The organism is Kribbella deserti, assembly GCF_042434725.1.
Lineage (GTDB): Bacteria > Actinomycetota > Actinomycetes > Propionibacteriales > Kribbellaceae > Kribbella > Kribbella deserti.
The window spans coordinates 658660-682320 of sequence record NZ_JBHLTC010000018.1; the positions used below are offsets into that span (position 1 = coordinate 658660).

General features: G+C 68.6%; 23 protein-coding genes and 1 riboswitch. Of the genes, 11 read left to right on the forward strand and 12 right to left on the reverse strand.

Annotated features, from left to right (window positions below):
* The first annotated feature begins 96 nt into the window (after nucleotides 1-96).
* From ACFFGN_RS16345 to ACFFGN_RS16355, 3 genes are read left to right on the forward strand one after another with little or no spacing between them, the layout of a single operon-like run.
* Nucleotides 97-894 carry an IclR family transcriptional regulator gene (locus tag ACFFGN_RS16345; protein ID WP_380048285.1) on the forward strand — a complete coding sequence of 266 codons (798 nt, stop codon included), beginning with the start codon at nucleotides 97-99 and terminating at the stop codon, nucleotides 892-894.
* Nucleotides 881-2095 (forward strand): CaiB/BaiF CoA transferase family protein, encoded by a 1215-nt coding sequence (locus ACFFGN_RS16350; RefSeq protein ID WP_380048287.1) that lies wholly within the window; start codon nucleotides 881-883, stop codon nucleotides 2093-2095. The genes ACFFGN_RS16345 and ACFFGN_RS16350 overlap by 14 nt, the downstream gene beginning before the upstream one ends.
* On the forward strand, nucleotides 2092-2880 hold the full coding sequence (locus ACFFGN_RS16355; protein WP_380048289.1) for a citryl-CoA lyase: 789 nt from the start codon (nucleotides 2092-2094) through the stop codon (nucleotides 2878-2880). Before ACFFGN_RS16350 ends, ACFFGN_RS16355 begins: the two co-directional genes overlap by 4 nt.
* Nucleotides 2881-2886: 6 nt before the next feature.
* On the opposite strand, the gene ACFFGN_RS16360 is transcribed toward ACFFGN_RS16355, so the two are convergent.
* The 9 genes from ACFFGN_RS16360 to ACFFGN_RS16400 all read right to left on the reverse strand — a co-directional run bounded on the left by ACFFGN_RS16360 (nucleotide 2887) and on the right by ACFFGN_RS16400 (nucleotide 11881).
* Nucleotides 2887-4506, reverse strand: a complete 1620-nt coding sequence (locus ACFFGN_RS16360) for an AMP-binding protein (RefSeq protein ID WP_380048291.1) — start codon at nucleotides 4504-4506, stop codon at nucleotides 2887-2889.
* Entirely contained in the window at nucleotides 4503-5399 is an 897-nt protein-coding gene (locus tag ACFFGN_RS16365) for an SDR family NAD(P)-dependent oxidoreductase (protein ID WP_380048293.1), read from the reverse strand. Before ACFFGN_RS16365 ends, ACFFGN_RS16360 begins: the two co-directional genes overlap by 4 nt.
* 9 nt (nucleotides 5400-5408) lie before the next feature.
* On the reverse strand, nucleotides 5409-6218 hold the full coding sequence (locus ACFFGN_RS16370) for an alpha/beta fold hydrolase (RefSeq protein ID WP_380048295.1): 810 nt from the start codon (nucleotides 6216-6218) through the stop codon (nucleotides 5409-5411).
* A 166-nt stretch (nucleotides 6219-6384) separates the two neighbouring features.
* Nucleotides 6385-7167, reverse strand: coding sequence for a sirohydrochlorin chelatase (locus tag ACFFGN_RS16375; RefSeq protein WP_380048297.1), 783 nt, complete (start codon nucleotides 7165-7167; stop codon nucleotides 6385-6387).
* Entirely contained in the window at nucleotides 7164-8453 is a 1290-nt protein-coding gene (locus ACFFGN_RS16380) for a sulfate adenylyltransferase subunit 1 (RefSeq protein WP_380048299.1), read from the reverse strand. Before ACFFGN_RS16380 ends, ACFFGN_RS16375 begins: the two co-directional genes overlap by 4 nt.
* On the reverse strand, nucleotides 8453-9355 hold the full coding sequence (cysD, locus tag ACFFGN_RS16385; protein WP_380048301.1) for a sulfate adenylyltransferase subunit CysD: 903 nt from the start codon (nucleotides 9353-9355) through the stop codon (nucleotides 8453-8455). Before cysD ends, ACFFGN_RS16380 begins: the two co-directional genes overlap by 1 nt.
* The gene (locus tag ACFFGN_RS16390; RefSeq protein ID WP_380048303.1) at nucleotides 9352-10038 is read right to left on the reverse strand and encodes a phosphoadenylyl-sulfate reductase; all 687 of its coding nucleotides are present in this window, start codon (nucleotides 10036-10038) and stop codon (nucleotides 9352-9354) included. Before ACFFGN_RS16390 ends, cysD begins: the two co-directional genes overlap by 4 nt.
* On the reverse strand, nucleotides 10035-10184 hold the full coding sequence (locus tag ACFFGN_RS16395) for a hypothetical protein (protein WP_380048305.1): 150 nt from the start codon (nucleotides 10182-10184) through the stop codon (nucleotides 10035-10037). The genes ACFFGN_RS16390 and ACFFGN_RS16395 overlap by 4 nt, the downstream gene beginning before the upstream one ends.
* The gene (locus tag ACFFGN_RS16400) at nucleotides 10181-11881 is read right to left on the reverse strand and encodes a nitrite/sulfite reductase (protein ID WP_380048307.1); all 1701 of its coding nucleotides are present in this window, start codon (nucleotides 11879-11881) and stop codon (nucleotides 10181-10183) included. The genes ACFFGN_RS16395 and ACFFGN_RS16400 overlap by 4 nt, the downstream gene beginning before the upstream one ends.
* A gap of 412 nt (nucleotides 11882-12293) precedes the next feature.
* Here ACFFGN_RS16400 and ACFFGN_RS16405 point away from each other — a divergent pair, with 412 nt between their 5' ends.
* The gene (locus ACFFGN_RS16405) at nucleotides 12294-12860 is read left to right on the forward strand and encodes an ArsR/SmtB family transcription factor (RefSeq protein WP_380048309.1); all 567 of its coding nucleotides are present in this window, start codon (nucleotides 12294-12296) and stop codon (nucleotides 12858-12860) included.
* 34 nt (nucleotides 12861-12894) lie between these two features.
* Nucleotides 12895-13668: an MFS transporter gene (locus ACFFGN_RS16410; RefSeq protein WP_380048311.1), complete on the forward strand. Its 774-nt coding sequence runs from the start codon at nucleotides 12895-12897 to the stop codon at nucleotides 13666-13668.
* On the opposite strand, the gene ACFFGN_RS16415 is transcribed toward ACFFGN_RS16410, so the two are convergent.
* Complete coding sequence (locus tag ACFFGN_RS16415) at nucleotides 13651-13815, reverse strand: mycothiol transferase (RefSeq protein WP_380048313.1); 165 nt, start codon at nucleotides 13813-13815, stop codon at nucleotides 13651-13653. The genes ACFFGN_RS16410 and ACFFGN_RS16415 overlap by 18 nt on opposite strands.
* 283 nt (nucleotides 13816-14098) lie before the next feature.
* Here ACFFGN_RS16415 and ACFFGN_RS16420 point away from each other — a divergent pair, with 283 nt between their 5' ends.
* Nucleotides 14099-16042 (forward strand): glycoside hydrolase family 9 protein, encoded by a 1944-nt coding sequence (locus ACFFGN_RS16420; RefSeq protein ID WP_380048316.1) that lies wholly within the window; start codon nucleotides 14099-14101, stop codon nucleotides 16040-16042.
* Between the two features lie 108 nt (nucleotides 16043-16150).
* The gene (locus tag ACFFGN_RS16425) at nucleotides 16151-16861 is read left to right on the forward strand and encodes a hypothetical protein (protein WP_380048318.1); all 711 of its coding nucleotides are present in this window, start codon (nucleotides 16151-16153) and stop codon (nucleotides 16859-16861) included.
* Nucleotides 16862-16922: 61 nt separating this feature from the next.
* Here ACFFGN_RS16425 and ACFFGN_RS16430 read toward each other — a convergent pair whose 3' ends face one another.
* Together ACFFGN_RS16430 and ACFFGN_RS16435 are read right to left on the reverse strand one after the other, a co-directional pair.
* Nucleotides 16923-18371 carry a glycine hydroxymethyltransferase gene (locus ACFFGN_RS16430; protein WP_380048321.1) on the reverse strand — a complete coding sequence of 483 codons (1449 nt, stop codon included), beginning with the start codon at nucleotides 18369-18371 and terminating at the stop codon, nucleotides 16923-16925.
* A gap of 23 nt (nucleotides 18372-18394) precedes the next feature.
* Nucleotides 18395-18477: riboswitch (ZMP/ZTP riboswitch) on the reverse strand.
* 2 nt (nucleotides 18478-18479) lie between these two features.
* Nucleotides 18480-20087: an acyl-CoA dehydrogenase family protein gene (locus tag ACFFGN_RS16435; RefSeq protein ID WP_380048323.1), complete on the reverse strand. Its 1608-nt coding sequence runs from the start codon at nucleotides 20085-20087 to the stop codon at nucleotides 18480-18482.
* Nucleotides 20088-20165: 78 nt separating this feature from the next.
* Between ACFFGN_RS16435 and ACFFGN_RS16440 the strand changes: the two genes are divergently transcribed.
* The 4 genes from ACFFGN_RS16440 to ACFFGN_RS16455 all read left to right on the forward strand — a co-directional run bounded on the left by ACFFGN_RS16440 (nucleotide 20166) and on the right by ACFFGN_RS16455 (nucleotide 23609).
* A complete protein-coding gene (locus ACFFGN_RS16440; protein ID WP_380048326.1) occupies nucleotides 20166-21290 on the forward strand; it encodes a YihY/virulence factor BrkB family protein in 1125 nt (374 codons plus the stop codon).
* 154 nt (nucleotides 21291-21444) lie between these two features.
* The gene (gene rsgA / locus ACFFGN_RS16445) at nucleotides 21445-22506 is read left to right on the forward strand and encodes a ribosome small subunit-dependent GTPase A (RefSeq protein ID WP_380048328.1); all 1062 of its coding nucleotides are present in this window, start codon (nucleotides 21445-21447) and stop codon (nucleotides 22504-22506) included.
* A 94-nt stretch (nucleotides 22507-22600) separates the two neighbouring features.
* Nucleotides 22601-22960 (forward strand): hypothetical protein, encoded by a 360-nt coding sequence (locus ACFFGN_RS16450; protein ID WP_380048330.1) that lies wholly within the window; start codon nucleotides 22601-22603, stop codon nucleotides 22958-22960.
* A gap of 43 nt (nucleotides 22961-23003) precedes the next feature.
* The gene (locus ACFFGN_RS16455) at nucleotides 23004-23609 is read left to right on the forward strand and encodes a hypothetical protein (protein ID WP_380048332.1); all 606 of its coding nucleotides are present in this window, start codon (nucleotides 23004-23006) and stop codon (nucleotides 23607-23609) included.
* Nucleotides 23610-23661 lie beyond the last annotated feature (52 nt).

Below are 23661 nucleotides of genomic sequence, written 5' to 3' on the forward strand. Positions count from 1 at the left end.
AGGTCTGGGCAAAGACGCTAACAGCATTCCATCTAGAGGACTAGATATTCTGCTAGGCGGACCCGCGAGTTATTCTCGTCGGCAGGAGGTGGCGGAATGACGGATGGCGACATCGCGCCGGAAGGCGGCCAGGGCGGCGTACGAAGCGTGCACCGGGCCCTGGATCTGCTGGAGCGTTTCGACGACGAGCACCCGGTCTGGACCCTGGCGGAGCTGACCCAGGCCAGCGGACTGCCCAAGACGACCGTGTTGCGGCTGGTGACAACGCTCGAACAGCGCGGCCTGGTGGTGGCGATCGGCCCCGGCCGGTTCGCGATCGGCCCGGGCTTCCTGCGGTGGTCCCGGCTGAGCAGCGCCAGCATGGAGGTGCCACCGACGGTTCGGGCCGCGATGGCCCGGCTGGCGGAGGAGACCGGCGAAACGGTCAACCTCTACATCAGGGTTGGACGCTCCCGGGTCTGCCTGGCGCAAAGCCCGGGCACCTTGAGCGTGCGCCACACCATCGGCGTCGGTGTGGCCCTGCCGATGTGGGGCGGCGCCGCGTCCGCCGTTCTGCTGAGCGACCCGCCGCTGCTGGTGCCGGGCCCGACCGTGGTGGACGAGATCGCCGCGGAGTCGCCGTACGGCGAGGAGTTCGGCGACCAGCTGCGCGCGGCCGCGGCCCGGGTGGTCGAACGCGGTTTCGCCGTCACGCACGGCGAACGCGAGCTGGGCGCTTCCGGTGTCTCCGCGCCGATCCACCGTTCCGACGGCCGGGTGGTCGCGGCCGTCGGCGTGGGTGGTCCGACCACCCGCTTCAGCGACGACCGGTTGCCCGCCTACGTCGACGCCGTACGGCGATGCGCGCGGCTCATCTCGTCCAGCGGCTGGAGCGGATTCAGTGCCGCAGCCTGACGCGGATCTGCTCAGCGGTGTGCGGGTGCTCGACCTGACCAACGTGCTGGCCGGACCGTTCGCGGGCTACCAGCTCGCGTTGATGGGCGCGGACGTGGTGAAGGTGGAGGTCCCCGGCACCGGGGATCTCGCCCGCAATCTCGGGGCATCGCCGGAGTTGTCCGCCGAAGGCCTGGGCATTTCGTTTCTCGCGCAGAACGCGGCCAAGCGATCCCTGACGGTGGACCTGAAGACGCCGGCGGGCAGGGAGGTCCTGACCCGGTTGATCGCCGGCGCCGATGTACTGCTGGAGAACTTCCGCCCGGGCGTGCTGGAACGGCTCGGGTTCGGCGCTGAACGACTGCGTGAGATCAACCCGGGCCTGGTGTACTGCGCGGTGTCCGGGTTCGGGCAGACCGGGCCGATGCGCGCGCGGCCGGCGTACGACCAGATCATCCAAGGGCTTTCCGGCATCATGAGCGTAACGGGAATGCCCGATACGTCACCGACGCGGACGGGCTTCCCGATCTGCGACACGCTGGGCGGTTACGCGGCGGCGTTCGCGATCTCGGCGGCGCTGGTGAAAAGGGCCCGCACAGGCGTCGGGTCGTACCTGGATGTCTCGATGCTGGAGACGGCCGTCGCGGCGATGGGCTGGGTGGTGTCGGACTACCTCGTCGGCGGCCGGGCGCCTCGCGCGATGGGCAACGAGAACGTCACCTCGGCGCCGTCAGGCACGTTCGAGACGGCCGCTGGACAGCTGAACATCGCGGCGAACAAGCAGGATCAGTTCGTCACGTTGTGCCGGTTGCTCGATCGTCGGGAACTTGTGAAGGACCCGCGTTTTGCAACCCGGGAAGCGCGGAAGACCCATCGCGCCGAGCTCAAGCGCGAGCTGGAGAAGACCTTGCGGACGCGGACCGCCGTCGAGTGGGACGAACTGCTCGCCACCAGCGGTGTGCCGGTGGCGCCCGTACTGACGCTGCAGGAATCGCTCGGGCTGCGGCAGCTGGCGGAACGGGACCTGCTGCACGACGTACCGATGCCGGGGGCCCGGCCGGATTCGCTGCGCGTGCTGGGTAGCAGCGTGCACATCGACGGGCAGGCCGTTGGTCCTTCGGCCGGACCGCCATTGCTGGGCGAACACACCGACGAGGTGCTGGCCGAGGCCGGATTCAGTCCCACCGAGATCGCGGCGCTGCATGCGGAGGGGGTCTTGTGACCGAGGCAGAGGACTGGTGGGCAACCGCGATCTCCGACATCTCGCCAGGCTCGATCCGGTTGCGCGGCTACGCGATCGAGGACCTGATCGGCTCAGTGTCGTACCCGCAGATGGTCTGGTTGATGACCCGCGGCTCGTTGCCGTCCGCGGCCGAGGCGGCGTTGCTCGAGCTAACCCTGGTGGCGGCCGTCGACCATGGCCCGCAGGCGCCTTCGGTCGCGGCCGCGCGCATGGCCGCGTCGTGCGGGCTCGACCTGAACAACGCGATGGCGACAGGCGTGAACCTGCTCGGCGACGTTCACGGTGGCGCCGGTCAGCAGTGCATGGAGGTGCTCCGCTCACTCGTCGACTCGGGCCAGCCGGTCGGTGCGGCGGCGACCGCGCTGGTTGCCGCGTACAAGGAACGCGGCGCCTACGTGCCAGGCTTCGGCCATCGCTTCCACCCACGTGATCCCCGCCGGGACCCGTTGATGACGGCGATCGCGGAGGCTGTTGCCGACGGCACCGTTGAGGGCCGGTACGTCGAGGCGGCACTCGCGCTGGAGGCGGTGCTGGCCGGGGGAGCGCGGCCCGTGCCGATGAACATCGACGGCGCCACCGCCACCATCTACTGCGAACTGGGTTTCGCACCGGAACTCGGCCGCGGCCTGTTCGTCCTGTCCCGGTCGGTCGGCCTGCTGGCCCACGCGTGGGAACAGCACAACGAGCCGACCCGGATCAAGGGACCGTTGCCGCGCTCGGCCAATCCCACCTACACCGGCCCACCACCACGCACCTTGCCCTGAAGCGGCCTAGTCGGTGGGCAACTTCCCGCGTAGCACCTTCCCGGTGGCGTTGCGGGGGAGTTCGTCGACGAGTTTGACCTGACGCGGGGTCTTGAACGTGGCCAGGTTGGTACGAACGTAATCGCGCAGCGCCTCCGGATCGGCCGGATGACCTGACGTGGCTACCACGTAGGCGAGGAGGCGCTGCCCGAACTCCTCGTCATCGACGCCGACCACCGCGACATCCGCGACGGCCGGATGGGTGGCGAGGCAGTTCTCCACCTCGACCGGGTAGACGTTCTCACCGCCGGACACGATCATGTCGTCCTCGCGGCCGTCCACGAACAACCGGCCCTCGGCATCCAGGTGGCCCAGATCGCCCGTGCTCATCCGCCCGTCCACCACCGTCTTGGTACCGCCGCCAAGGTAGCCGCCGAACACCAGGCCGCCGCCGGCGAAGATGCGCCCGGTCTCGCCCACCGGCAGAGGCCGATCGCGCTCGTCGAGGATCGCGACCGAACTACCCAGGCAGGGTCGGCCGACCGTTCCCGGCGCGGCGCGCAGGTCCGCCGGACCGGCGAGGGTGGCGATACCGATCTCACTCGACCCGTACGCGTCGCTGAGGATCGGGCCGAACCTGGCCATGAACCGCTCCGCCAATGTGGGGCTCAACGCGGACGCGCCGGAGACGACGGCCCGCAGGGAGGTCAGGTCGTACTTCCCGATCTCGTCACCGGGTAGCTCCAGCAGCCGCTGCAGCATCACCGGCACGGCGACGATCGAGCCGGCCCGGTGCTTCTCCACGGCGGCAAGGGCGCACGCCGGATCGAACTTGCGGGCGAGCACGAGCGGCGAGCCGAGGAACAATGCGAGCATCGAGGTCAACAGCCCGAGGCCGTGGAACAACGGCGGGCAGATCAACGCGGGTTCACCGGCGCGCAGGCCGACCCGGCGCAACACCGTGGCGGTCAATCCGCTCAGGGACGACGCCGTCGGCACCCTGGGTGCGGCCTTCGGCGTGCCGGTCGTACCCGAGGTGAGGATGACGATCCGGCCGGGCCGCGAAGGCGTCGGCGGCTCGGGCCAGTTCCCCGCGGCGAGGCGGTCGAGGGAGGCTGCGCCGGTGTCTTCGTCATGCCAGGCGAGAACTCGGCGGACGCCGCGGCCGCTCTTGTCCACGAGCGGCACGAACTCCTGGTCGAGAATCAGCAGATCCGGATCGTTGCGCTTCAGCAGGTCGTCCAGTTGCGGCGCGGCAAGACCGGTGTTGAGGAAGTACACGTCGGCGCCGAGGCGGCTCGCGGCCAGGGTCGCCTCGAGGAAACCCTTGTGATTGCGGCACAGCACCGCCACCTTGCTGCCCACGGTGATGCCGAACGACGCGGCCAGTCCTGCGGCCTGCGCGGCACAGCGCCGATCGAGCTGCTGGTACGTGATGGAGCCGAGTTCGTCGATCACCGCCGGGCGGTGCGGAAAGCGGATCGCGGCGACCGCGCCGAGCGTCGCGATGGACTGGCCGAACCGGTACAGGGTCCGGCTGATCGGCACGAGCTGGGCCGGCCCGGCACCACGCCACACCCCGGAGCGCAGCAACGCACCCGGCAGTGCGAAGGCCTCGGCCGCCGTACGGGTGCGATCGCCCGTCATGGCGTATCTCCCGGCGGTTTCGGTTTGGGCTCAGTGCGGAGGAAGTACCGACGGAGGACCTGGTCGGTCGGGACCCGGAGCAGGTCGCCCACGGCCCCGATCGGGCGGACCCACCCCGGTGCGAGGTGGTGCGGCCGCTCGGCGACCGCGGCGCACACCTGGTTGGCCGCCTGCTCGGGCGTCAACCCGGGCAACTTGTTCAACGCGGCGGTGGGCTCGCTCATCCGCGTGTGCACCAAGCCCATGTACACAGTGGAGACCGTCACGCCGTCGCCGTGGATCTCCTGCGCGACGCAGCGCAGCCACACGTCGAAAGCGCTCTTCGACGCCAAATACGCCGACCAGCGGGCCATCGGCGGCGTTCGCACCCCGGCGGTGGAGATGTTGACGATGTGGCCCGAGCGCCGCTCGCGCATCGACGGCAGCAACTCCAGCACGAGCTTGGCCGGGCCTAGGTAGTTGATCGCGTTGGTGCGCTCGATGTCGTGGAAGCGCTGGTAGGAGTCGGCGACCGAACGGCGGATCGACTTCCCCGCGTTGCTGACCAGCACGTCCACGCGCCCGTGATCAGCCAGCACCCTTCGAACAAGCTCCTCCACCGCCGCCGGATCAGCCAGGTCAGCCGGATAGCAGTACGCCGTACCGCCGCTCTGATTGATGCCGTCGGCAACGAGCTGGAGCCGGTCCGCCGTACGGGCGACAAGCAGCACCGTCGCGCCCGCGGCCGCCAGTCGTCTGGCGGTCGCCTCGCCGATGCCGAACGAGGAGCCCGTGACCAGAACGACCTTGCCACGAACGGCCGCGGCCAACCGCTCGGCCGGCAGTCTGGTCCGCCCGTTCGCAAGCGCGACAAGCAAGGGCCAGCCGGGCGGACGTCTGCGAGTGGGCTCCATGATCGGATATTACCGGCAGGTAGCCGCAGGAGATAGGACCAGTTCACTCTGTGGTCGATCGCTGGTCGCGGCCTCAGCCACGCGGTCGAGCCACTCCGACACCAGCCAGTCGAACAACGCCGGCTGCTCGAACTGGAGGTTATGCCCCGCACGGTCCAGCACGACGAACGACGCGCGTGGATAGTGCGGCAGCAGCTCATACTGTTCGGCGAACCCGGTGGCCGAGTCCTGCCGCCCAGCCAGAATCAGCGCCGGCCGGGAATAGACCGGACCCGACTCGGGCGGCGCCGCCAGCACCCAGTCCCGCCTGATCTCCGCCAAGCGCTCGTAGTCGGCTGCCGCGAGCCCCGGCGCGACATCGGAACGGAACCGACGCAGCGTCTCCGGCGTTTGCACCACCGCGAGCCCCGCAAACTCTTCGGCCTCGGCGCGGTCCAGCGACGCCAGCAGCGCCGGGTCGGCCCGGATCACCTGATGCTCGGGCACTATCCGGTCCGCCGGATCAAGGTTCGTACCGACCGAGCAGATCAAGGTGAGCCCGAGCACCTGATCCGGCCGGCGGGCGACCAGGCTGCGCGCGAGCAATCCACCGAACGACTCACCGATCAGCAGGAACGGCTCGGACCCGATCTGCTCATCGATGAACGCGAGCACCGCGGTGAGCAGATCCTCCGCGCTCCGGGCGTCTCCCACTGGACTCTGGCCCATGCCCGGCAGATCAGGGTAATACCGCCGATAGCCGGGGCGCTCGGCAAAAACCGGTTCCAGGCAGCCGGTCATCAGCCGGTGGTCCGGGGTCCAGCCGTGCAGCGCCAGCACCGGAGTGCCCTCGCCGTACGCCACGAAGTGCAGGGTCATGCGGTCTCTCCTCAACCAGTCTTGCGATGGCCAAAGATCTACCAGGCCCCTCCGACAATTTCCGTTTCCCGCTCGGCCCGGCCCACCCGACGCGCGGTAGAACGCCGTGTGGACCGGGCCGGCCGGATTACGCCGTGCGGACCAGGGTCGGCCTTGGGGCGACCGGGGCCAGGGTCAGCAGGTCGAGGCCGGCTACGCCGTAGCGGAGCAGGACCAGGCGGGCGATTTCGTTGCTGACGCCCAGCGGACGGGAGACGGCGACGGCGCCTGCCTTGCGGGCGGTTTCCTCCGCCTTGTCGGGCAAAAGACCCGGTGCGAGGAAGAACGCGCCGACGGCCACGTGGCGACGGCCTTCCAGACGCCACTGGAGTACGGCCTCCGCCGGGGTCGGGGTCGCCGAGGTGATGAAGGCGGCCGTGACCGGAAGGCGGTGCCGCTGACCCCAGACACGGGCAAGACGGGAGACCGCCGCGTTGGCCTGGTTGTCGCTGGAACCGACGACCGCGAGTACGAGGGCGTCGAGTTCACGCACGCGGCCGTTGCGCAGTTCCTCGCGCATACGCCGGTCGAGTACGTCCAGCAGCGAGTCGTCGTACCCGAGCACGTCGGAGGCGATGATGCGCAGCGCCGGGTAGCGGCCGCGCGCCTCGTCGATGACCGCCGGCACGTCCACCCGGGCGTGGAACGCCTCGGACAGCAGCAGCGGTACGACGACGATCTCCTCGACGCCTTCGGAGCCGAGCTTGTCGAAGACCTGGTACGGGGAAGGGGGGCAGTGGTCCAGGAACGCCGCTTCGATGCGCAGGTCGTCCCGCATCTCGCGCAGGCAGTCGACGAGCGCGTGAACGGTGGCAGCCGAGCGCGGGTCGCGGCTGCCGTGGGCGAGGATCACAAGTGCTGGAGCAGTCACAGCGGTTCCCCTTCTACGTCGTCGATCATGCCGGCCGCCAACGTCCATCCGTCGTGGGCGTCGATCAGCAGGAACGATCCGGTGATGGCATTGCTGGAGTACGGATCGGCGGCGAGCGGCGCGGCTACCTTGAGCTGCACCTTGCCGATGTCGTTCAGGTTCAGCTCGGTGGCATCAATGACGCCGAGCGTGTCCAGGTCGAGAGCGCCACCGATCCGGGTGACGATCGCCTGGGCGGTCGTGGTGGTGTGCTTGATCAGCACGCGGGCGCCGACCGTCAGTGGGCGGTCGGACAGCCAGGCGACGGTGGCGACGAGCTCGCGGCGGGTGCCGGGGGAGCTGTCGGCCGCGACGATGACCGAGCCGCGGGCCACGTCGAGATTGTCGGCCAGCCGAATGGTGACGGCTTGACCGGCAACAGCGGTACCGGCGTCCGCGACAGCGGAGGAAGACGGGCTCACCACGGCCCGGTCGACCCCGGCCACGGTGGTACGGCGGCCGGCCGGCAGCACGATCACCTCGTCACCGGCGGAAACCTTGCCGGCGGCAACCGTCCCGGCGTACCCGCGGTAGTCCCGGTACTCGTCGTCGGTCTGCGGCCGGATCACGTACTGCACCGGGAATCGCAGCGGCTGCGACGAGATGTCGTCCCGGCCGTCGGCGTTCTCCAGGAACTCCAGCAGCGTCGGCCCGTCGTACCAGGAGGTACGCGTCGAGCGGTCCACCACGTTGTCCCCGGCCAGCGCCGAGACCGGAATGGCCTTGACGTCGCTGATGCCCAGCTGGTCCGCCAGGTCGACGACGTCCTTCGCGATGGCCTTGAAAACGGCCTCGTCGTAGTTGACCAGGTCGATCTTGTTCACCGCGAGCACCACGTGCGGCACTCGGAGCAGGCCCGCGACGGCGAGGTGCCGCCGGGTCTGCTCGAGTACGCCGTGCCGGGCGTCGACCAGGATGATGACAACATCCGCGGTCGACGCGCCGGTCACCGTGTTCCGGGTGTACTGCACGTGGCCCGGGCAGTCGGCCAGGATGAACGAGCGCTTGTCGGTCGCGAAGTAGCGGTAGGCGACGTCGATGGTGATGCCCTGTTCGCGCTCGGCCCGCAGGCCGTCGGTCAGCAGGGCGAAGTCGAAGTCACCGGCACCACGCGTCGAGGAGACGTGCTGGACGTGGGCGATCTGGTCGGCCAGGATCGCCTTGCAGTCGTGCAGCAGCCGCCCGACCAGGGTGGATTTGCCGTCGTCCACCGAACCGGCGGTGGCGAGTCGCAGCAGTGTGCTCATCAGAAGTACCCCTCGCGCTTGCGGTCTTCCATGGCTGCTTCGCTGACCCGGTCGTCGGCCCGGGTGGCGCCGCGCTCGGTCAGTTCACTCGCGGCGACCTCGATGACGACCTCGGCGGCCGACCGAGCCTCACCCAGTACGGCGCCCGTGCAGGACATGTCGCCGACCGTCCGGTACCGGACCACGCGAGCCGTGACGGTCTCCCCAGCACGCGGCTGCGAGTAGGGGCCGACGGCAAGCAACATGCCGTCGCGCTCGAACACGTCCCGGGTGTGGGAGTAGTAGATGGACGGCAGGTCGATGCCTTCGCGGTCGATGTAGTTCCACACGTCGAGCTCGGTCCAGTTCGACAGCGGGAAGACCCGGACGTGCTCACCGGGCTTGTGCCGCCCGTTGTACAGCGACCACAACTCGGGCCGCTGGTTGCGCGGGTCCCACTGGCCGAACTCGTCGCGCAGGCTGAAGATCCGCTCCTTCGCGCGGGCCCTCTCCTCGTCGCGACGACCGCCACCGAAGACGGCGTCGAACCGGTTGCCGTTGATCGCGTCCAGCAACGGCACGGTTTGCAGCGGGTTCCGCGTCCCGTCGGCCCGCTCGCGCAGGCGCCCATCGGCCAGGTAGTCCTCAACGCGAGCCACGACCAACTTGAGGCCCAGCTCGGCAACGACCCGGTCGCGGTACTCCAGCACCTCGGGAAAGTTGTGCCCGGTGTCGACATGCAACAGCGTGAACGGCACCGGCGCCGGCGCGAACGCCTTACGCGCCAGGTGCAGCATCACGATCGAGTCCTTGCCACCGGAGAACAGCACCACCGGGCGCTCGAACTCGGCCGCGACCTCACGGAATACGAACAGCGACTCGCTTTCCAGTGCGTCCAGCTCACTCACGACAGTTGTGCTCATGTGTGCAACCCGCATTCGACCTTGCCGGAACCGGCCCAGCGGCCACTGCGCGGATCCTCGCCCGGCGCGACCTGCTTGGTGCAGGGCTGGCATCCGATGGAGGGATAACCGTCGTACTGCAGCAGATTGACCAGCACACCGTTGTCGGTGATGTAGGCGTCCAGGTCTTCCTGGGTCCACGGCGCGATCGGGTTGAGCTTGACCATGTCCCGCTTCGCGTCGTACTCGACGATCGGGGTGTTGGCCCGCGTCGGCGCCTCCTCGCGCCGTACGCCGGTCACCCACGCCTTGTAGCCGGACAGCACCCGGTTGAGCGGTTCGACCTTGCGCAACGCGCAGCACTTGTCGGGATCGCGGGCGAACAGGTCCTTGCCGTACTCGGCGTCCTGCTCGGCGACGGTCTGCTTCGGCGTGGCGTTGATCAGGTTGATCGGCAGCGTCGCGGCGACGGCGTCCCGCGTCCCGATCGTCTCGGCGAAGTGGTAGCCGGTGTCGAGGAACAGTACGTCGACCCCGGGCGCCGCCTCGGCCGCCAGGTGGGGGAGCGCGCCGTCGGCCATCGAGGCGGTCACAACCAGTTCGTCACCGAAGGTCTCGCGGGCCCAGGCCAGTACCTCGACCGGCGTGGCATCCGCTAATCGCTCGTTCGCCTCTTCGGCAAGCATCTTCAGGTCCGTACTCATTGCACACTCACCCGCAGTCCGATCATCTTCAGCTGGAACACCCGTGCACAGGGCCGGCACTCCCAGGTGCCGTGCCCGTCCTCAGCAGGACGCAAGTCCTCATCCCCGCAGTACGGGCAATACAACGGCGCAGCACGCTCACTCATTGCAAAGCTCCTTCCTCGGCACGGACGACCCACTGGGCGAACCGCTCGCCCTCGGACCGCTGGGACAGGTAGTTCCGGGTAACGCGTTCGACGTAGTCGGCCAGATCGGACGAAGCGACCTTGTGACCGCGAAGCTTGCGGCCGAACCCGGCGTCGAGGCCGAGCCCGCCACCGAGGTGGACCTGGTAACCGGGGACCTGGTTGCCCTGGGCATCGAGTACCAGCTGGCCCTTCAGGCCGATGTCCGCGACCTGGATCCGGGCGCAGGAGTTCGGGCAGCCGTTGACGTTCACGGTGATCGGCACATCCAGTTCGGGGATGCGCGCCTCCATCTCGCCGATCAGCTCCGCGGCGCGGCCCTTCGTCTCGACGATGGCCAGCTTGCAGAACTCGATACCGGTGCAGGCCATCGTGTTGCGCCGCCAGGCCGACGGGCGGGCCTGGAAACCGAGACCCGCCAGGGCGGTCACGAGCGACTCGACCCGGCTTTCCTCGACGTCCAGCACGATCAGCTTCTGCTGGGCGGTGGTGCGGATCCGGTCCGAACCGTGCGCGGCGACGACATCCGCGACCTTCGCCAAGGTGGCGCCGTTCACGCGGCCCACCACCGGCGCGACGCCGATGTAGTACTTGCCGTCCTTCTGCTTGTGCACGCCGACGTGATCACCCTGTACGGCGGGGATCTCCGGCGCGGGTCCGTCGATCAGCTTGCGCTTGAGGTACTTCTCCTCGAGTACCTCGCGGAACTTCTCCACGCCCCAGTCGGCCACCAGGAACTTCAGCCGGGCGCGGGTCCGCAGCCGCCGGTAGCCGTAGTCGCGGAAGATGCTGCACACGCCCCACCAGGCGAGGTGGACTTCTTCGAGCGGAACCCAGACGCCGAGCCGCTTGGCCAGCATCGGGTTCGTCGACAGGCCGCCACCGACCCACAGATCGAACCCGGGCCCGTGCTCGGGGTGGTTCACACCGACGAAGGCGACGTCGTTCACTTCGGGCACCACGTCGTGCGACGGGTGGCCGGTCAGCGCGGTCTTGAACTTGCGCGGCAGGTTCGAGAACTCCGGCGAACCGATGTACCGGCTGACGATGTCGTCGATCGCCGGCGTCGGGTCGATGATCTCGTCCGCGGCGATACCCGCTACGGGGCTTGCGATGATGATGCGCGGTACGTCGCCACAGGCCTCGGTCGTGTAGAGGCCGACGGCCTCCAGCTTCTGCCAGATCGCGGGGATGTCCTCGACCCGGATCCAGTGCAGCTGGATGTTCTGCCGGTCGGTGATGTCCGCGGTGTCGCGGGCGTAGGTGGTGGAGATGTCCGCGATCACCCGCAGCTGCTCGGTGCTGAGCTGGCCGCCTTCGATCCGGATGCGCAGCATGAAGTACTTGTCGTCGAGCTCTTCGGGCTCCAGGGTCGCGGTCTTGCCGCCGTCGATCCCGGGCTTGCGCTGGGTGTAGAGCCCCCACCAGCGGAAGCGTCCACGCAGATCCGCCGGGTCGATCGAGTCGAACCCGCGGTGGGCATAGATGTTCTCGATCCGGGCCCGCACGTTCAGGCCGTCGTCGTTCTTTTTGTTCTCTTCGTTCTTGTTCAGCGGCTCGCGGTAGCCGAGGGCCCACTGACCTTCGCCCTTGCCCTTACGCGGCCGGGAGGGCTTGGGAGCTGGAGTCCTGGTGGCTGGGGTGGCGCCAGTCGTCATCCGGAACGTGTCCTTGTCTGCGAAGACAGGTGCGTCCGCGAGGCGGGCTCGAAACGTCGTCGGTTCGAAGCGGTCTGCGCGAAGCGCACCCAGCGATGATCATCGGTAGGCCCAAAGGGGCCGGCGGGTGGCTGGGGTCAGCTCGAAGGACGACACATGGCACTGCGCATACGCCCGAGGTCGAGATGAATCCGACCTACGAGATGCGGCGTGTGGGCAGCGAACATGCTGATAAGAGTCAGCCGAATCGCCGCGTAAAGCAACCGACCATCCCGCATGTCGAGATCAAATCTCAATATTTGAACGATTTCCCAGTTTATTCCCCAACCTCGCAGCCGAATTGAGTGCCGCGGATCACATCAGTCTCACAAGAAATCTTGCGCAAGAATTCTTGTCGATTTACCGTGGAGCCATGAGTCCAGCCAACCGGCGAACCGCCGACTCCAGCGTCATCGCCGCCATTCATCACCCGTTGCGGCGTCGTCTGGTCGAGCTGCTCGGCGTCGAAGGCCCGGCCACCGTGGGCCGCCTTGCCGACGCGACCGGGGAGCTTCCCGGCAACATCAGTCACCACCTCAAGGTGCTCGCGACCGCGGGCGTGATCGAGGAGGCGCCCGAGCTTGCCAAGAACCGCCGGGAGCGGTGGTGGCGCCGCGCGAAGGCGTCGTACAGCTGGTCCTTGGCGGACGCGAAGGGCGATCCGGCCGCGGAGCTGGTGGCGCTGAGCGCGGAAGAGGCGAACGTCGCGCACCACCTGGTCAAGCTGAACCAGTGGCGTGAGAGGCAGTCCGAGGCCTCGGAGCAATGGCTGCGGGCCGCTTTCAGCACCGACAGCTGGCTCAAGCTGACGCCTGCGCGGCTCGAGGAACTGGCTGGGCGGATCGACGCCCTCATCCAGGAGTACGTCGCCGACCCAAGCGCTGATCCAGACGCCGCGAACGTCTTCGTCTTCGCCCACGGCGTGCCCGCCCGCCCATGACCACCGCGATCACCGGGAGTGCCGAGGCGGGGCCTTGCCGCGTGCGCTCATGCTGCTTTTCGGTGGCGCCCTGGCCGACCGGATCGACGCGCGCCGCACGATGATCCTGGCCAACCTCGGCCGGATCGCCGTACTCACCGCAGCAGCCGTTGTCGCCGTCACGCAGGGCGTTTCGCTGGCGCTGCTGTTGGCCGTCGCGGTGGTGTTCGGCCTGATGGACGCGATCTACGGACCGGCCTCGGGCACGATGCCGCGACAGCTCGTACGAACAGAGGACCTGGTGCCGGCCGCGGCGATGTCCCAGTTCGCGAGCCGCCTCGCGGTGTTCGCGGGCGCGCCGATCGGCGGCCTGCTCGTCGCGTACGGCGGGCTGGCCGCGGTGATGGCCGTGAACGCCTTCTCGTTCGCAGTGGTCGCGATCGCCCTCGCCTTCGTGATCAAGCCGCGCTATCCGCGACCACCCTCGACCGGTACGACGATCCGGGCGGATCTGCGCGACGGCTTCGCGTACCTGCGACGGGCCGCGTCGGCTCGCACCCTCGTGATCGCGCTGTTCGGTTTGAACCTGTGCGTAGGGCCGGTGCTCGCGGTCGGCCTGGTCCTGCGGACGAGCGAGGCAGGTTGGGGCGCGCCAACGCTCGGGCTCTTCCAGGCGTGTTCGGGTATCGCGGCGGCCGTGCCGATCGCGATGACGGCCTTCGGGTTTGCGGCGGGCTCGCTCGGCGTCGCGACGGCCTGTCTGATCACGGCGGCACTCTTCGCCGTCCTCGTCACCTGGTCCACGATCCGCCTACGGCCGAGTCGGTAGCCAGCCGCGAGGTGGATCCTCCCCGGTTCGGCCGTCGACGGCTTCGCGGAGCAGGTCGGCATGGCCGGTGTGGCGGCCGTACTCCTCGATGAGGTCGCAGACGAGCCGACCTCGAGGCGCCGATACGGGTCTGCAGTCCAGCCGCATCGAGGCTGTCTGCCTTCCAGCGGAACGTGTACCGCAGCCGGTCGAGCGCACCGGCCAGGGCGTCGGGCTCGGTCCCGGCGAAGGGTGGTTCCCACGGTAGGCCGGGTGGTGGCTGCCAAGGAGCACCGCTTTGTGTCATAGCCGAAACCGTAGCGCCGGCCACCGACGATTTTGCGTCGCTTTCCCGTGAGCGCACCGCGGTTTCCTATTGCCGCCGGGGCGGTGAGGCCCTACGGTCTGGTCGTTAGGAAAGTTTCCTAACGATTAGGGAAGGGGCGCGGTTGTGAGATCGTCACGCCGGGTAGCGCTGGCTACACTCGCCGTTTGTTCGTCCATTACCGGCACCGCGGTCGTGGTGGGGTCGACCGCCGGTGCTTCCGAAGAGCGGGCAACGACCCGAACCGCGGTGCAGGCCGCCGCGCAGACCGGGGCTTTGATCCGGGTGGACCAGCTGGGGTTCGCGATCGGGGAATCCAAATCGGCGTACCTGATGAGTCCGAAGGTCGCCGCCGGCCAGCCGTATGCCGTCATCGACCGGCATGGCCGCAAGGTGCTGTCCGGCCGAACCGGGGCGGACCTCGGCAAGTGGAACGACGCTTATCCGCACGTCTACGCCCTTGAATTGAAGGGTTTGCTGCTCCCGGGCACCTACCGGGTCCAGGCCGCCGGTGCGACTTCGGCGCCTTTCCAGGTCGGCACCCGGGGTATGTTCCGGCAAGCCGCGGACAAGACGATCACGTTCTTCGGCTCGCAGCGCGACGGCGTCAACGTCGTACCGGGGCAGCTCGATCGCAAGCCGGCACACCTGACGGACAAGTCCGCGCAGGTCTACGAACTGCCGGTCTTCGAGTCGCCCGACTCCGGTACGACCGTCGGTGAACTCAAGCCGGTTCCCGGCGAGAAGGTCGACGTCGAGGGCGGCTGGTTCGACGCGGGGGACTACGTCAAGTTCACCCACATCGCGGCGTACGCGGACCTGATGCTGTGGGCATCGGCTCGCGACGGGCGAGCCGGCGACGCGAAACTCGTTGGCGAGGCGCGGCACGGGCTCAAGTGGCTGGACAAGATGTGGGACGAGAAGACCCGCACGGTGTACATGCAGGTCGGTATCGGATCCGGCAACGCTGAGGAGACGTTCGCGGGCGACCACGATGTCTGGCGGCTGCCGGAAGAAGACGACGCCGACAACGACCCGTACCACCGTCACTTGAAGAACCGGCCCGTCTTCCGTGCGGCGGCACCTGGTGAGAAGGTCAGTCCGAATATCGCCGGCCGGATGGCGGCCGCCTTCGCGATCGCGGCGCAGGTCGAGCCGAACCGCACGAAGGCCCGCGGCTACCTGACCACGGCCGCGCAGATCTACGCGCAGGCGAAAACGACCGGCGTCACTCAACTGACCACGTCGCTGCCGTTCGCGTACTACCCGGAGAACAGGTGGCGCGACGACCTCGAACTCGGTGCGGCCGAGCTCTCCCTGGCCGCGAAGCGCCTCGGCGATCCCCGGTCGAAGGTGTGGCTCGATCAGGCGAAGCACTGGGCCGGGCAGTACCTGCTGCACGAGAAGGGCGGCAGCGTCGGCCCGCAGGACAAGGGCGGAAGTCTCGACCTGTACGACGTCAGCGCGCTCGCGCACGCGGACCTCATCCGCGCGATCCGCGCCCACGGTGGTTCGTCGGCCTCGACGCGCGACATCGCCGGCGATCTGAAGGCCCAGCTCGACCGGGGCCTCGCCAGAGCGGGACAAGACCCGTTCCGCGCGGGCGCCAAGTACGACGACTTCGACGCGATTCCGAAGACCTTCGGCCTTGTCGCGACGAGTCACCTGTACCGCCAGGTCACCGGTGACCGCCGTTACGACGCCCTCGGAACGCAGCAGCGCAACTGGGCGCTGGGCAGTAACCCCTGGGGTACGTCGTTTGTGGTCGGGGTCGGTACGTCGTACGTGCAGTGCCCGCATCACCAGGTGGCCAACATCCTGGGCAAGCCCGCGATCGGCGCGGTCGTGAACGGGCCGAACAATGTGGACTTCTTCGAGGGTGGTTTCTACGGTCACATGGACCGGATGAAACCGTGCCCGGCCAACGGCGTCGACAGCCATGAGGTCTTCTCCGCCCGCGGGGCCCGCTATGTCGACGATGTCCGATCGTGGCAGACGGCCGAACCGGCGATCGATTTCGCCGTCACCGCCGCCTACGCGCTCACCCTGGAGGGGAACGGTTTGTTCTGATCTCCCAGGGCTCCAACCCGCCGATTGATCACCCTGTCGGCGGGTAAGGTCCAGGCGGCTCCCGGCCAACCGGCCGGGGGCCGTCTTGTCTGAGCTGGGGGAGTATTCATGCGCTGGAAATCCGTCTTCGCCGCGACCGGTCTGCTCGCGACCAGCCTGCTGGTCACCGCGCCGACCGCCCAAGCCGCTGGAGCTTCTGGAGCCGCTGAAGGTTCTTCTGCGGCCGCCGGCCGATGTAGCTTGATCGCGCCGAGCCGCATCGTCATCTCCGCGCCCTACCGCGCGATCACGATGCGCGTCGCCGCCGACTGCGTCGCCGGGAACTGGGACAACGCCGCCTGGACGTCGTACCACCCGACCCAGGGCGTGCAGGAAGTCCTCTACTTCTTCCGTACGTCGACCACGGTCACGATGGACCTCTACGACTACGCCGACCCGGGGCTGTGGAACTGGCGCCCGAACGGCGCTTACGACACGTTCTCGGGGGCAATGAGCCAGAACAGCCCGAACAGCTACGTGAAGGTCGGCTCCTGGGCCGGTCTCACCGCCAGCCGTAGCGGTTCCAAGGTAACCCTGAACGTCTCGGCCGCCCGCTACGCCGTAAGCCTCGACAAGTTCGTCCCGTACGCCGGAGCCGTCGGCCAACTCCAGTACAAGGCTCCCGGCGCGACCAAGTGGATCGCCCTCAAGTCCGTGAAGACCACCTCAACCGGCAAATACACCTACGCCTACACGGCATCGGCGGCCCGCGACTACCGCGTCTACTTCCCCGAAACCAGCGTCATCTGGAACGCAGCCAGCGCCACCATCCGAAAGTAGCCGTCCGTAAATAGCAGAACGGCCCAGGAGAAATCCCTGGGCCGTTCCGGTAAAGCAGCGGTCAGTCGAGGTCGAGGCCCGGGTAGAGCGGGTGGACGTCGAGCAGCTCGGCTGCCGCCGCCCGGGTCTTGCCGGCCACGCCGTCGGCCAGCACGTACTTCGCCTTCGAGGGCGCGCCCGCGGCCGTGTTGGTCGGGGTGGTCGCGGACAACACGTCCACGATCAGCTCGGCCACGCGGTCGAAGTCGTCCGCGCCGAAGCCGCGCGAGGTGAGTGCCGGGGTGCCGATGCGCACGCCGGAGGTGTACCAGGCGCCGTTCGGGTCACGCGGTACGGCGTTGCGGTTGGTCACGATGCCCGCGTCGAGCAGCGCCGACTCGGCCTGGCGGCCGGTGATGCCGTACGACGAGACGTCGAGCAGCACGATGTGGTTCTCGGTGCCGTCGGTGACGACCTTGGTACCGCGCTTCATCAGGCCCTCGGCCAGCGAGACCGCGTTGTCGGCGACGTTGCCCGCGTAGGTCTGGAACGACGGCAGCTTCGCCTCGGCCAGCGCGACGGCCTTGGCCGCCATCACGTGGCTCAGCGGACCGCCCAGCACCATCGGGCAACCGCGGTCCACGGCGTCGGCGTACTCCGGCTGGCACAGCACCATGCCGCCACGCGGGCCGCGCAGCGACTTGTGCGTGGTCGTGGTGGTGACGTGCGCGTGCGGGACCGGGTTGAAGTCGTCGGTGAAGACCTTGCCCGCGACCAGACCGGCGAAGTGCGCCATGTCGACCATCAAGGTGGCGCCGACCTCGTCCGCGATCTCGCGCATCTTGGCGAAGTTCACCTTGCGCGGGTACGCCGAGTAGCCCGCCATCAGGATCAGCGGCTTGAACTCGCGCGCCAGCCGGGCCACCTCGTCGTAGTCGAGCAGGCCCGTCTCCGGGTCGGTGCCGTACGACGTCTGGTGGAACATCTTGCCCGAGATGTTCGGGCGGAATCCGTGCGTGAGGTGGCCACCGGCGTCGAGCGACATGCCAAGCATCTTCTGGTCGCCGAGCGCCTTGCGCAGGTTGGCCCAGTCCTGGTCGGACAGGTCGTTCACGTGCTTGGCGCCGGCCTCGGCCAGCGCGGGGGACTCGATCCGCTGGGCCAGGATCGCCCAGAACGCGACCAGGTTGGCGTCGATGCCGGAGTGCGGCTGGACGTACGCGTGCGGGGCGCCGAAGAGTTCCTTGGCGTGGTCCGCGGCGAGCTTCTCCACGGTGTCGACGTTCTGGCAGCCGGCGTAGAAGCGGTGGCCGACCGTACCCTCGGCGTACTTGTCGGAGAACCAGTTGCCCATCGTCAGCAGCACGGCGGGGGAGGCGTAGTTCTCGCTGGCGATCAGCTTGAGCGAGGCCCGCTGGTCGGCGAGCTCGGAGCGGATGGCGCCGGCCACGGTGGGTTCGACCGCGCCGATCACCTCCAGCGCGTTCTTGTAGGCCGCGGATGCGGCGGAGGCGTCAAACGGTTGACTCATTGCTCGTCTCCAGAGTGTGTGCGGCGTGGCACCCAGGCGCGCGGTGCCGACAGGTTCTCGCTCCCTGGTGGTCAATCCCACCCAAGCGCCAGTCGCGACGGACCGAGCCTAGTGGACCAGCACTCGGTCAACGATGCCGGGCAGCTCTACGGACGGTGACAATGTCCCGAACACGCCAGACCAGTCGCCGCCGAGCCGGGACGCGATGAACACGTCAGCGATCTCGGGCGGCGCGAACCGGGCTAGCAGCGACGCCTGCAGTACGACGGCCATGCGCGCCGCCAGGATGCGTGCGCGGCCTTCGATCCCCTCAAGGTCTGCCAGCATCGTCAGGACGTCAGTGATCGCCCGGTCGAGGTGACGGCTGTAACCCTTCGCGAGGCCCACCTCGGTCAGCCAGGCGTTGAGCGACTCGGGCCGTTGCAGCGCGCGGAGTACGTCGAGGGCGTTGACGTTGCCCGAGCCTTCCCAGATCGAATTGAGCGGCGACTCGCGGAACAACAACGGCATGCCCGACTCCTCGACGTACCCGTTGCCGCCGAGGCACTCCAGCGCCTCCGCCACCATCATCGGCGTCCGCTTGCACACCCAGAACTTGGCCAGGGGCAGCGCGATCCGCCGGAACGCCGCGTCGGCCTCGCCCGCATCGACCGCGGCCGCGAGGCGCATCGCCAGCATCGTCGCCGCGGCCGACTCCAGCGACAGGTCGGCCAGTACGTTGCGCATCACCGGCTTGTCCCGCAGTACGCCGCCGAAGGCGCTTCGATGCGTCGCGTGCCAGGTCGCCTCGACGAGGGCCCGCCGCATCAACCCGGCCGAACCGAGAACGCAGTCCAGCCGGGTGGCCGCCACCATCTCGATGATCGTCCGCACGCCGGCGCCCTCGTCGCCGAGGCGATATCCGACCGTGCCGTGGAACTCGACCTCGCTCGACGCGTTGGACCGGTTGCCGAGTTTGTCCTTCAGCCGCTGCAGCGCGAAGACGTTCCGGTTGCCGTCGGCAAGCACGCGCGGTACGACGAAACAGCTGAGGCCCTCCGGCGCCTGGGCCAGCACCAGGAAGACGTCGACCTGCGGCGCGGAGCAGAACCACTTGTGCCCGGTGAGCCGGTACTCGCCGTCGTCGCCGACCGGAACCGCCTCGGTCAGGTTGGCCCGTACGTCGGAACCGCCCTGCTTTTCCGTCATGCCCATTCCCGCGAGCGCGCCCGGACCCGAACCACCCGGGTCGTACGACGTGGCCGCCAGGCGGGGAACCCACTGCTCCGCGAGGCGTTGATCGGCCCGGAGCGCCGGCACCGCGGCGTACGTCATCGAGATCGGGCAGCCGTGTCCCGGTTCGACCTGGCCCCAGACGAAGAATCCGGCCGCGCGGCGCAGCTGGGCCGCGGGCTCACCGGACAACCAGGGCGCCGCCTGCAGCCCGAAGCCGACGGCCTTGTCCATCAGCCAGTGCCACGACGGGTGGAAGTCCACCTGGTCGACACGATGCCCGTACCGGTCGTGCGTCCGCAGCACGGGCGGATTCTGGTTGGCGGGCAGCGCGTGATCGAGGGCCTCCCGGCTGCCCGCGAGCGCGCCGATCCGGGTCAGCGAACCGTCGTCGGCGAGGTCGCCGTACGGCGTGAGGGCGTCGCGCAAACTGGCGTCCGCCGTGAAGAAGTTCACGCCGTCCAGCGGCGGAGTCTGGTTGATTACCGCAAATGGGTCCGACATGTCAGTACGGTAAGCGGTATGGCACGCGTGGGGTCTGAGACCTCTGTCTCACTGGTCTGGGTCCGGCGGATACTTGGAGTGACCTGGAAGGTGCTCACCCAGACCGTCGGCACCTGTTTGCGCTACCGCGTGACAGGGCTGGCGGCGGAGGCGGCGTTCTTCGCGATCCTGTCGCTGCCACCGCTGATCTTCGGGCTGGCCGGCTCGATCGGTTTCATCGTGTCGCGGTTCTTCGACGTCGCGACGATCGACGGCATCAAGCTCGAAATCGCCGAGCTGGCGGCCCGGGCCCTGACCGACGACTCGGTCCAGGCGGTCATCGTGCCGACCCTGGACGACGTGCTGGACGGCGGCCGCCCCGATGTCATCTCAGTCGGTTTTCTGCTCGCGCTGTGGTCGGGCAGCCGCGCGCTGAACGTTTTTGTCGACACCATCACGATCATGTACGGGATGGGCGGAAAGCGCGGCATCGTGAAGACCCGCGCGCTGTCGTTCAGCCTGTACTGCGTCGCGCTGCTGATCGGCGTGATCGTGCTGCCGCTGGTGCTGGCCGGTCCGGAGACGGTCGACTCGTTGCTGCCGCAGCGGGTGGACTTCCTGAACCAGCTCTATTGGCCGGTCGTCACCGTCTTGTCGGCGGGCTTCCTCAACACGCTGTACCACCTGTCCGTACCGGTCCGGACGCCGTGGATCTCCGATCTGCCCGGCTCGTTCCTGGCCCTTTCGATCTGGATCCTCGGCAGCTTCGTACTGCGCTGGACACTGCAGACCACCGTTGGTGGTACGTCGATCTACGGACCGCTCGCTGCTCCGATCGCCGTACTGCTGTGGCTGTACCTGACGGCGATCGCGGTACTGATCGGCGCCGCCTTGAACGCGGTGGTGGACCGGATGTGGCCCGAGAAGGCCCGTAAACCGGCGCGTAAGCGCGGCGAGCACGCCGAGCCGGAGATGCGGGCCGAGCCGGAGCCGGCGCACGCGCACGCGCAGGACCTCGACGACGAGGACCCGGAACGGCGGCAGCGCCCGGAGATCAAGATGGCCGAGGCGGTCGAGGCGATGGGCGGTGACGACGACCCGGCGCCGGTCGTACCCGCGCCGCCGGATCCCGGCCCAGTGGTGGAGCCGAGCGCCGCCCCGAAGGCCGAGTCAGCGGCCGCGGGAAAACCGCATGCGCCCGCGAAGGCCGACGACGTACGCTGACGACGTCGCGATACCGCACCGAGATCCGGGCGCGGGAGTGTGAACCCGAAGGGAGTGAAGCGATGACCGTGCACCTGGCCATCCGGCCACTCCTGTTCCGTCCGGCCGCCTGATCTGATCCTCGCGGCCGGACCTCTCGAAAGGTTCGTCGCAGATGTCTGCAGCGTTGACCGCCCTCGGCCTGGATGGCCCGACGGCGGCGTACTTCGAAGCACTCTCGCTGGTCCCCGCCCGGGTCGCCCGGGTCGACAAGGGCCTCAGCACCGTACTCACCGCCGACGGTCCGGCTCGGGCCTCCTGGTCCGGTGACATCCTCGCGGCCATCGCGCTCGACGCCCAGGCGACTCCGTGTACCGGGGACTGGGTGGCGCTGCGCTACTGGCCGGACGACCGGATCACCGTCGAGGCCGTCGCCCCGCGCCGTACCCGGATCATCCGGGCCGAGGCGGGCAAGACCTCCCGCGGCCAGGTCCTCGCCGCGAACGTGGATGTGGTCGCCATCGTGGTCGGGCTCGAACCCGAGCCGAACATCGGCCGGATCGAGCGGTTCCTCGCGCTGGCCTGGGAAAGCGGTGCCCACCCGGTGGTCATCCTGACGAAGGCCGATCTCGTCAACGACGCGGACGACGTCGCCGAGGATGTCGCGACGGCCGCGCCCGGTGCCGACGTACTGGTCTGCAGTGTGGCTACCGGCCAGGGCCTCGAGCAGGTCGCTGAACTCCTGAACGGCAACAAGACCGTCGCCTTGCTCGGAGTCAGCGGCGCGGGCAAGTCCTCGCTCGTGAACGCCTTGGCCGGCGCGGACGTCCTGGCGGTCCAATCGATCCGCGAGGACGGGAAGGGCCGTCACACGTCCGTACGGCGTGAGCTGATCCCGATTCCCGGCGGCGGTGTCGTGATCGATACGCCCGGGCTGAGGACCGTTGGCCTGCAGGAGACGGGGGACGGAATGGCCTCGGCCTTTCCGGATGTGGCCGCGCTGATCGCCGGCTGCCGGTTCAAGGACTGCTCGCATCAGAAGGAGCCGGGCTGTGCCGTACTGGCGGCGCTGGACGACGGCACCTTGCCGTTCCGGCGGTACGACAGCTGGGTGAAGCTGCAGAAGGAGGCGGCCTGGATGGCGCGGCGCAACGACCTGCGGATGCGCTCGCAGGTCAAGAAGGAATGGGCCGCGCGGAGCAAGGCGGCCAAGCGCGACAGCAAACCGCGTGGCTAGTGCTAGTTGCGAACGCCTCGCAGATAGCACCGTCGGAGCGATGTGATTAGGTGGCACCGCCTCGGGGAATCCCGGGGCGGAGAGGAGCTCTGCCTTGTTCAAAGCGGTTCCGGCGCTCGCTGCCGTTCTGCTGCTGGTCTCGGCATGTTCGGGCCAGAGCGCGGCGAAGGACGAGCACGCCGGTCATCCCGGCGTCACCGTCGACGTGAAGATCTCCGGTGGCAAGACCGAGCCGAGTGGTTCGGTGGTGAAGGTCTCGAAGGACGAGCAGATCACCGTGAACATCAGCAGCGATATCGACGACGAGGTGCACGTGCACTCGACCCCGGATCGCTCGTTCCAGGTCGCGGCCGGCCAGCAGGTCGAGGAGACCTTCAGCTTCGGCGCCACCGGGACGTATGAGATGGAGTCGCACCGGCTGAAGAAGCTGATCGTGAAGTTCGAGGTGCGCTGAGCTCGGCTCAGCTCAGCTCCGCAGGATTGGATAAAGTTCACTCGTGAATTCGCCCGGCGCCGGCGCACTGCGTTCCGTGCGCGCTGCCGCGGTGGCCGTGGTCACCGTCGGTATCGCGGCGGGCAGTCACGTGCTGGGCGGGGGAGCCCCTCCGCATCCGCTGGCCCTGCTCATTCTGAGCGTGCTGGCGGCGGTTCCGGTCCACCTGCTCAGCGGCCGGCGGCTCGGGTTCGGCTTGCTGCTGGTTCTGCTGGGCGGCGGCCAGTTCGTCGTTCACCATCTGCTGATGGCGATGGCCACGATGCAGCCTGGCGGGCATCCACACGAGATGCCGCCGATGGTGCATCCAGCCGCACCGGTCCCGACCGAGGGACCGACGATGCTCATCGCCCACGTCGTCGCCACCCTGCTGACCGGCCTGCTGCTGGCGCACGGCGAATCCCTGCTCTGGGCGCTGTGGTCCCTGCTGCGGCCGCTGCTCGTCGTGCCCGGCGGCTTCGTCGCGGTGTCGCGGCCCAAGCCGTTGCCGATCGCAACGATCCGCCGCCCGCTGCGCGTCACCGCCTTCGCCCGGCCCGACCGGCCGCGTGGTCCGCCGCTGTCCGAGCGGACTCCATCCATCACCCGGTCGGCTCAGCAGGCCTGCTGAGCCGACCGGGTGCTCGGTGGTGTCCATGGATCCACCACATCCGTTGTTTCCG

Bases quoted from the DNA above. Each gene is read 5' to 3' on its own strand.
- ACFFGN_RS16345 (WP_380048285.1), top strand. From the start codon at position 97: ATGACGGATGGCGACATCGCGCCGGAAGGCGGCCAGGGCGGCGTACGA.
- ACFFGN_RS16360 (WP_380048291.1), bottom strand. From the start codon at position 4,506: ATGACGGGCGATCGCACCCGTACGGCGGCCGAGGCCTTCGCACTGCCG.
- ACFFGN_RS16365 (WP_380048293.1), bottom strand. From the start codon at position 5,399: ATGGAGCCCACTCGCAGACGTCCGCCCGGCTGGCCCTTGCTTGTCGCG.
- ACFFGN_RS16380 (WP_380048299.1), bottom strand. From the start codon at position 8,453: ATGAGCACACTGCTGCGACTCGCCACCGCCGGTTCGGTGGACGACGGC.
- cysD (WP_380048301.1), bottom strand. From the start codon at position 9,355: ATGAGCACAACTGTCGTGAGTGAGCTGGACGCACTGGAAAGCGAGTCG.
- ACFFGN_RS16390 (WP_380048303.1), bottom strand. From the start codon at position 10,038: ATGAGTACGGACCTGAAGATGCTTGCCGAAGAGGCGAACGAGCGATTA.
- ACFFGN_RS16395 (WP_380048305.1), bottom strand. From the start codon at position 10,184: ATGAGTGAGCGTGCTGCGCCGTTGTATTGCCCGTACTGCGGGGATGAG.
- ACFFGN_RS16400 (WP_380048307.1), bottom strand. From the start codon at position 11,881: ATGACGACTGGCGCCACCCCAGCCACCAGGACTCCAGCTCCCAAGCCC.
- ACFFGN_RS16405 (WP_380048309.1), top strand. From the start codon at position 12,294: ATGAGTCCAGCCAACCGGCGAACCGCCGACTCCAGCGTCATCGCCGCC.
- ACFFGN_RS16415 (WP_380048313.1), bottom strand. From the start codon at position 13,815: ATGCGGCTGGACTGCAGACCCGTATCGGCGCCTCGAGGTCGGCTCGTC.
- ACFFGN_RS16425 (WP_380048318.1), top strand. From the start codon at position 16,151: ATGCGCTGGAAATCCGTCTTCGCCGCGACCGGTCTGCTCGCGACCAGC.
- ACFFGN_RS16430 (WP_380048321.1), bottom strand. From the start codon at position 18,371: ATGAGTCAACCGTTTGACGCCTCCGCCGCATCCGCGGCCTACAAGAAC.
- ACFFGN_RS16435 (WP_380048323.1), bottom strand. From the start codon at position 20,087: ATGTCGGACCCATTTGCGGTAATCAACCAGACTCCGCCGCTGGACGGC.
- rsgA (WP_380048328.1), top strand. From the start codon at position 21,445: ATGTCTGCAGCGTTGACCGCCCTCGGCCTGGATGGCCCGACGGCGGCG.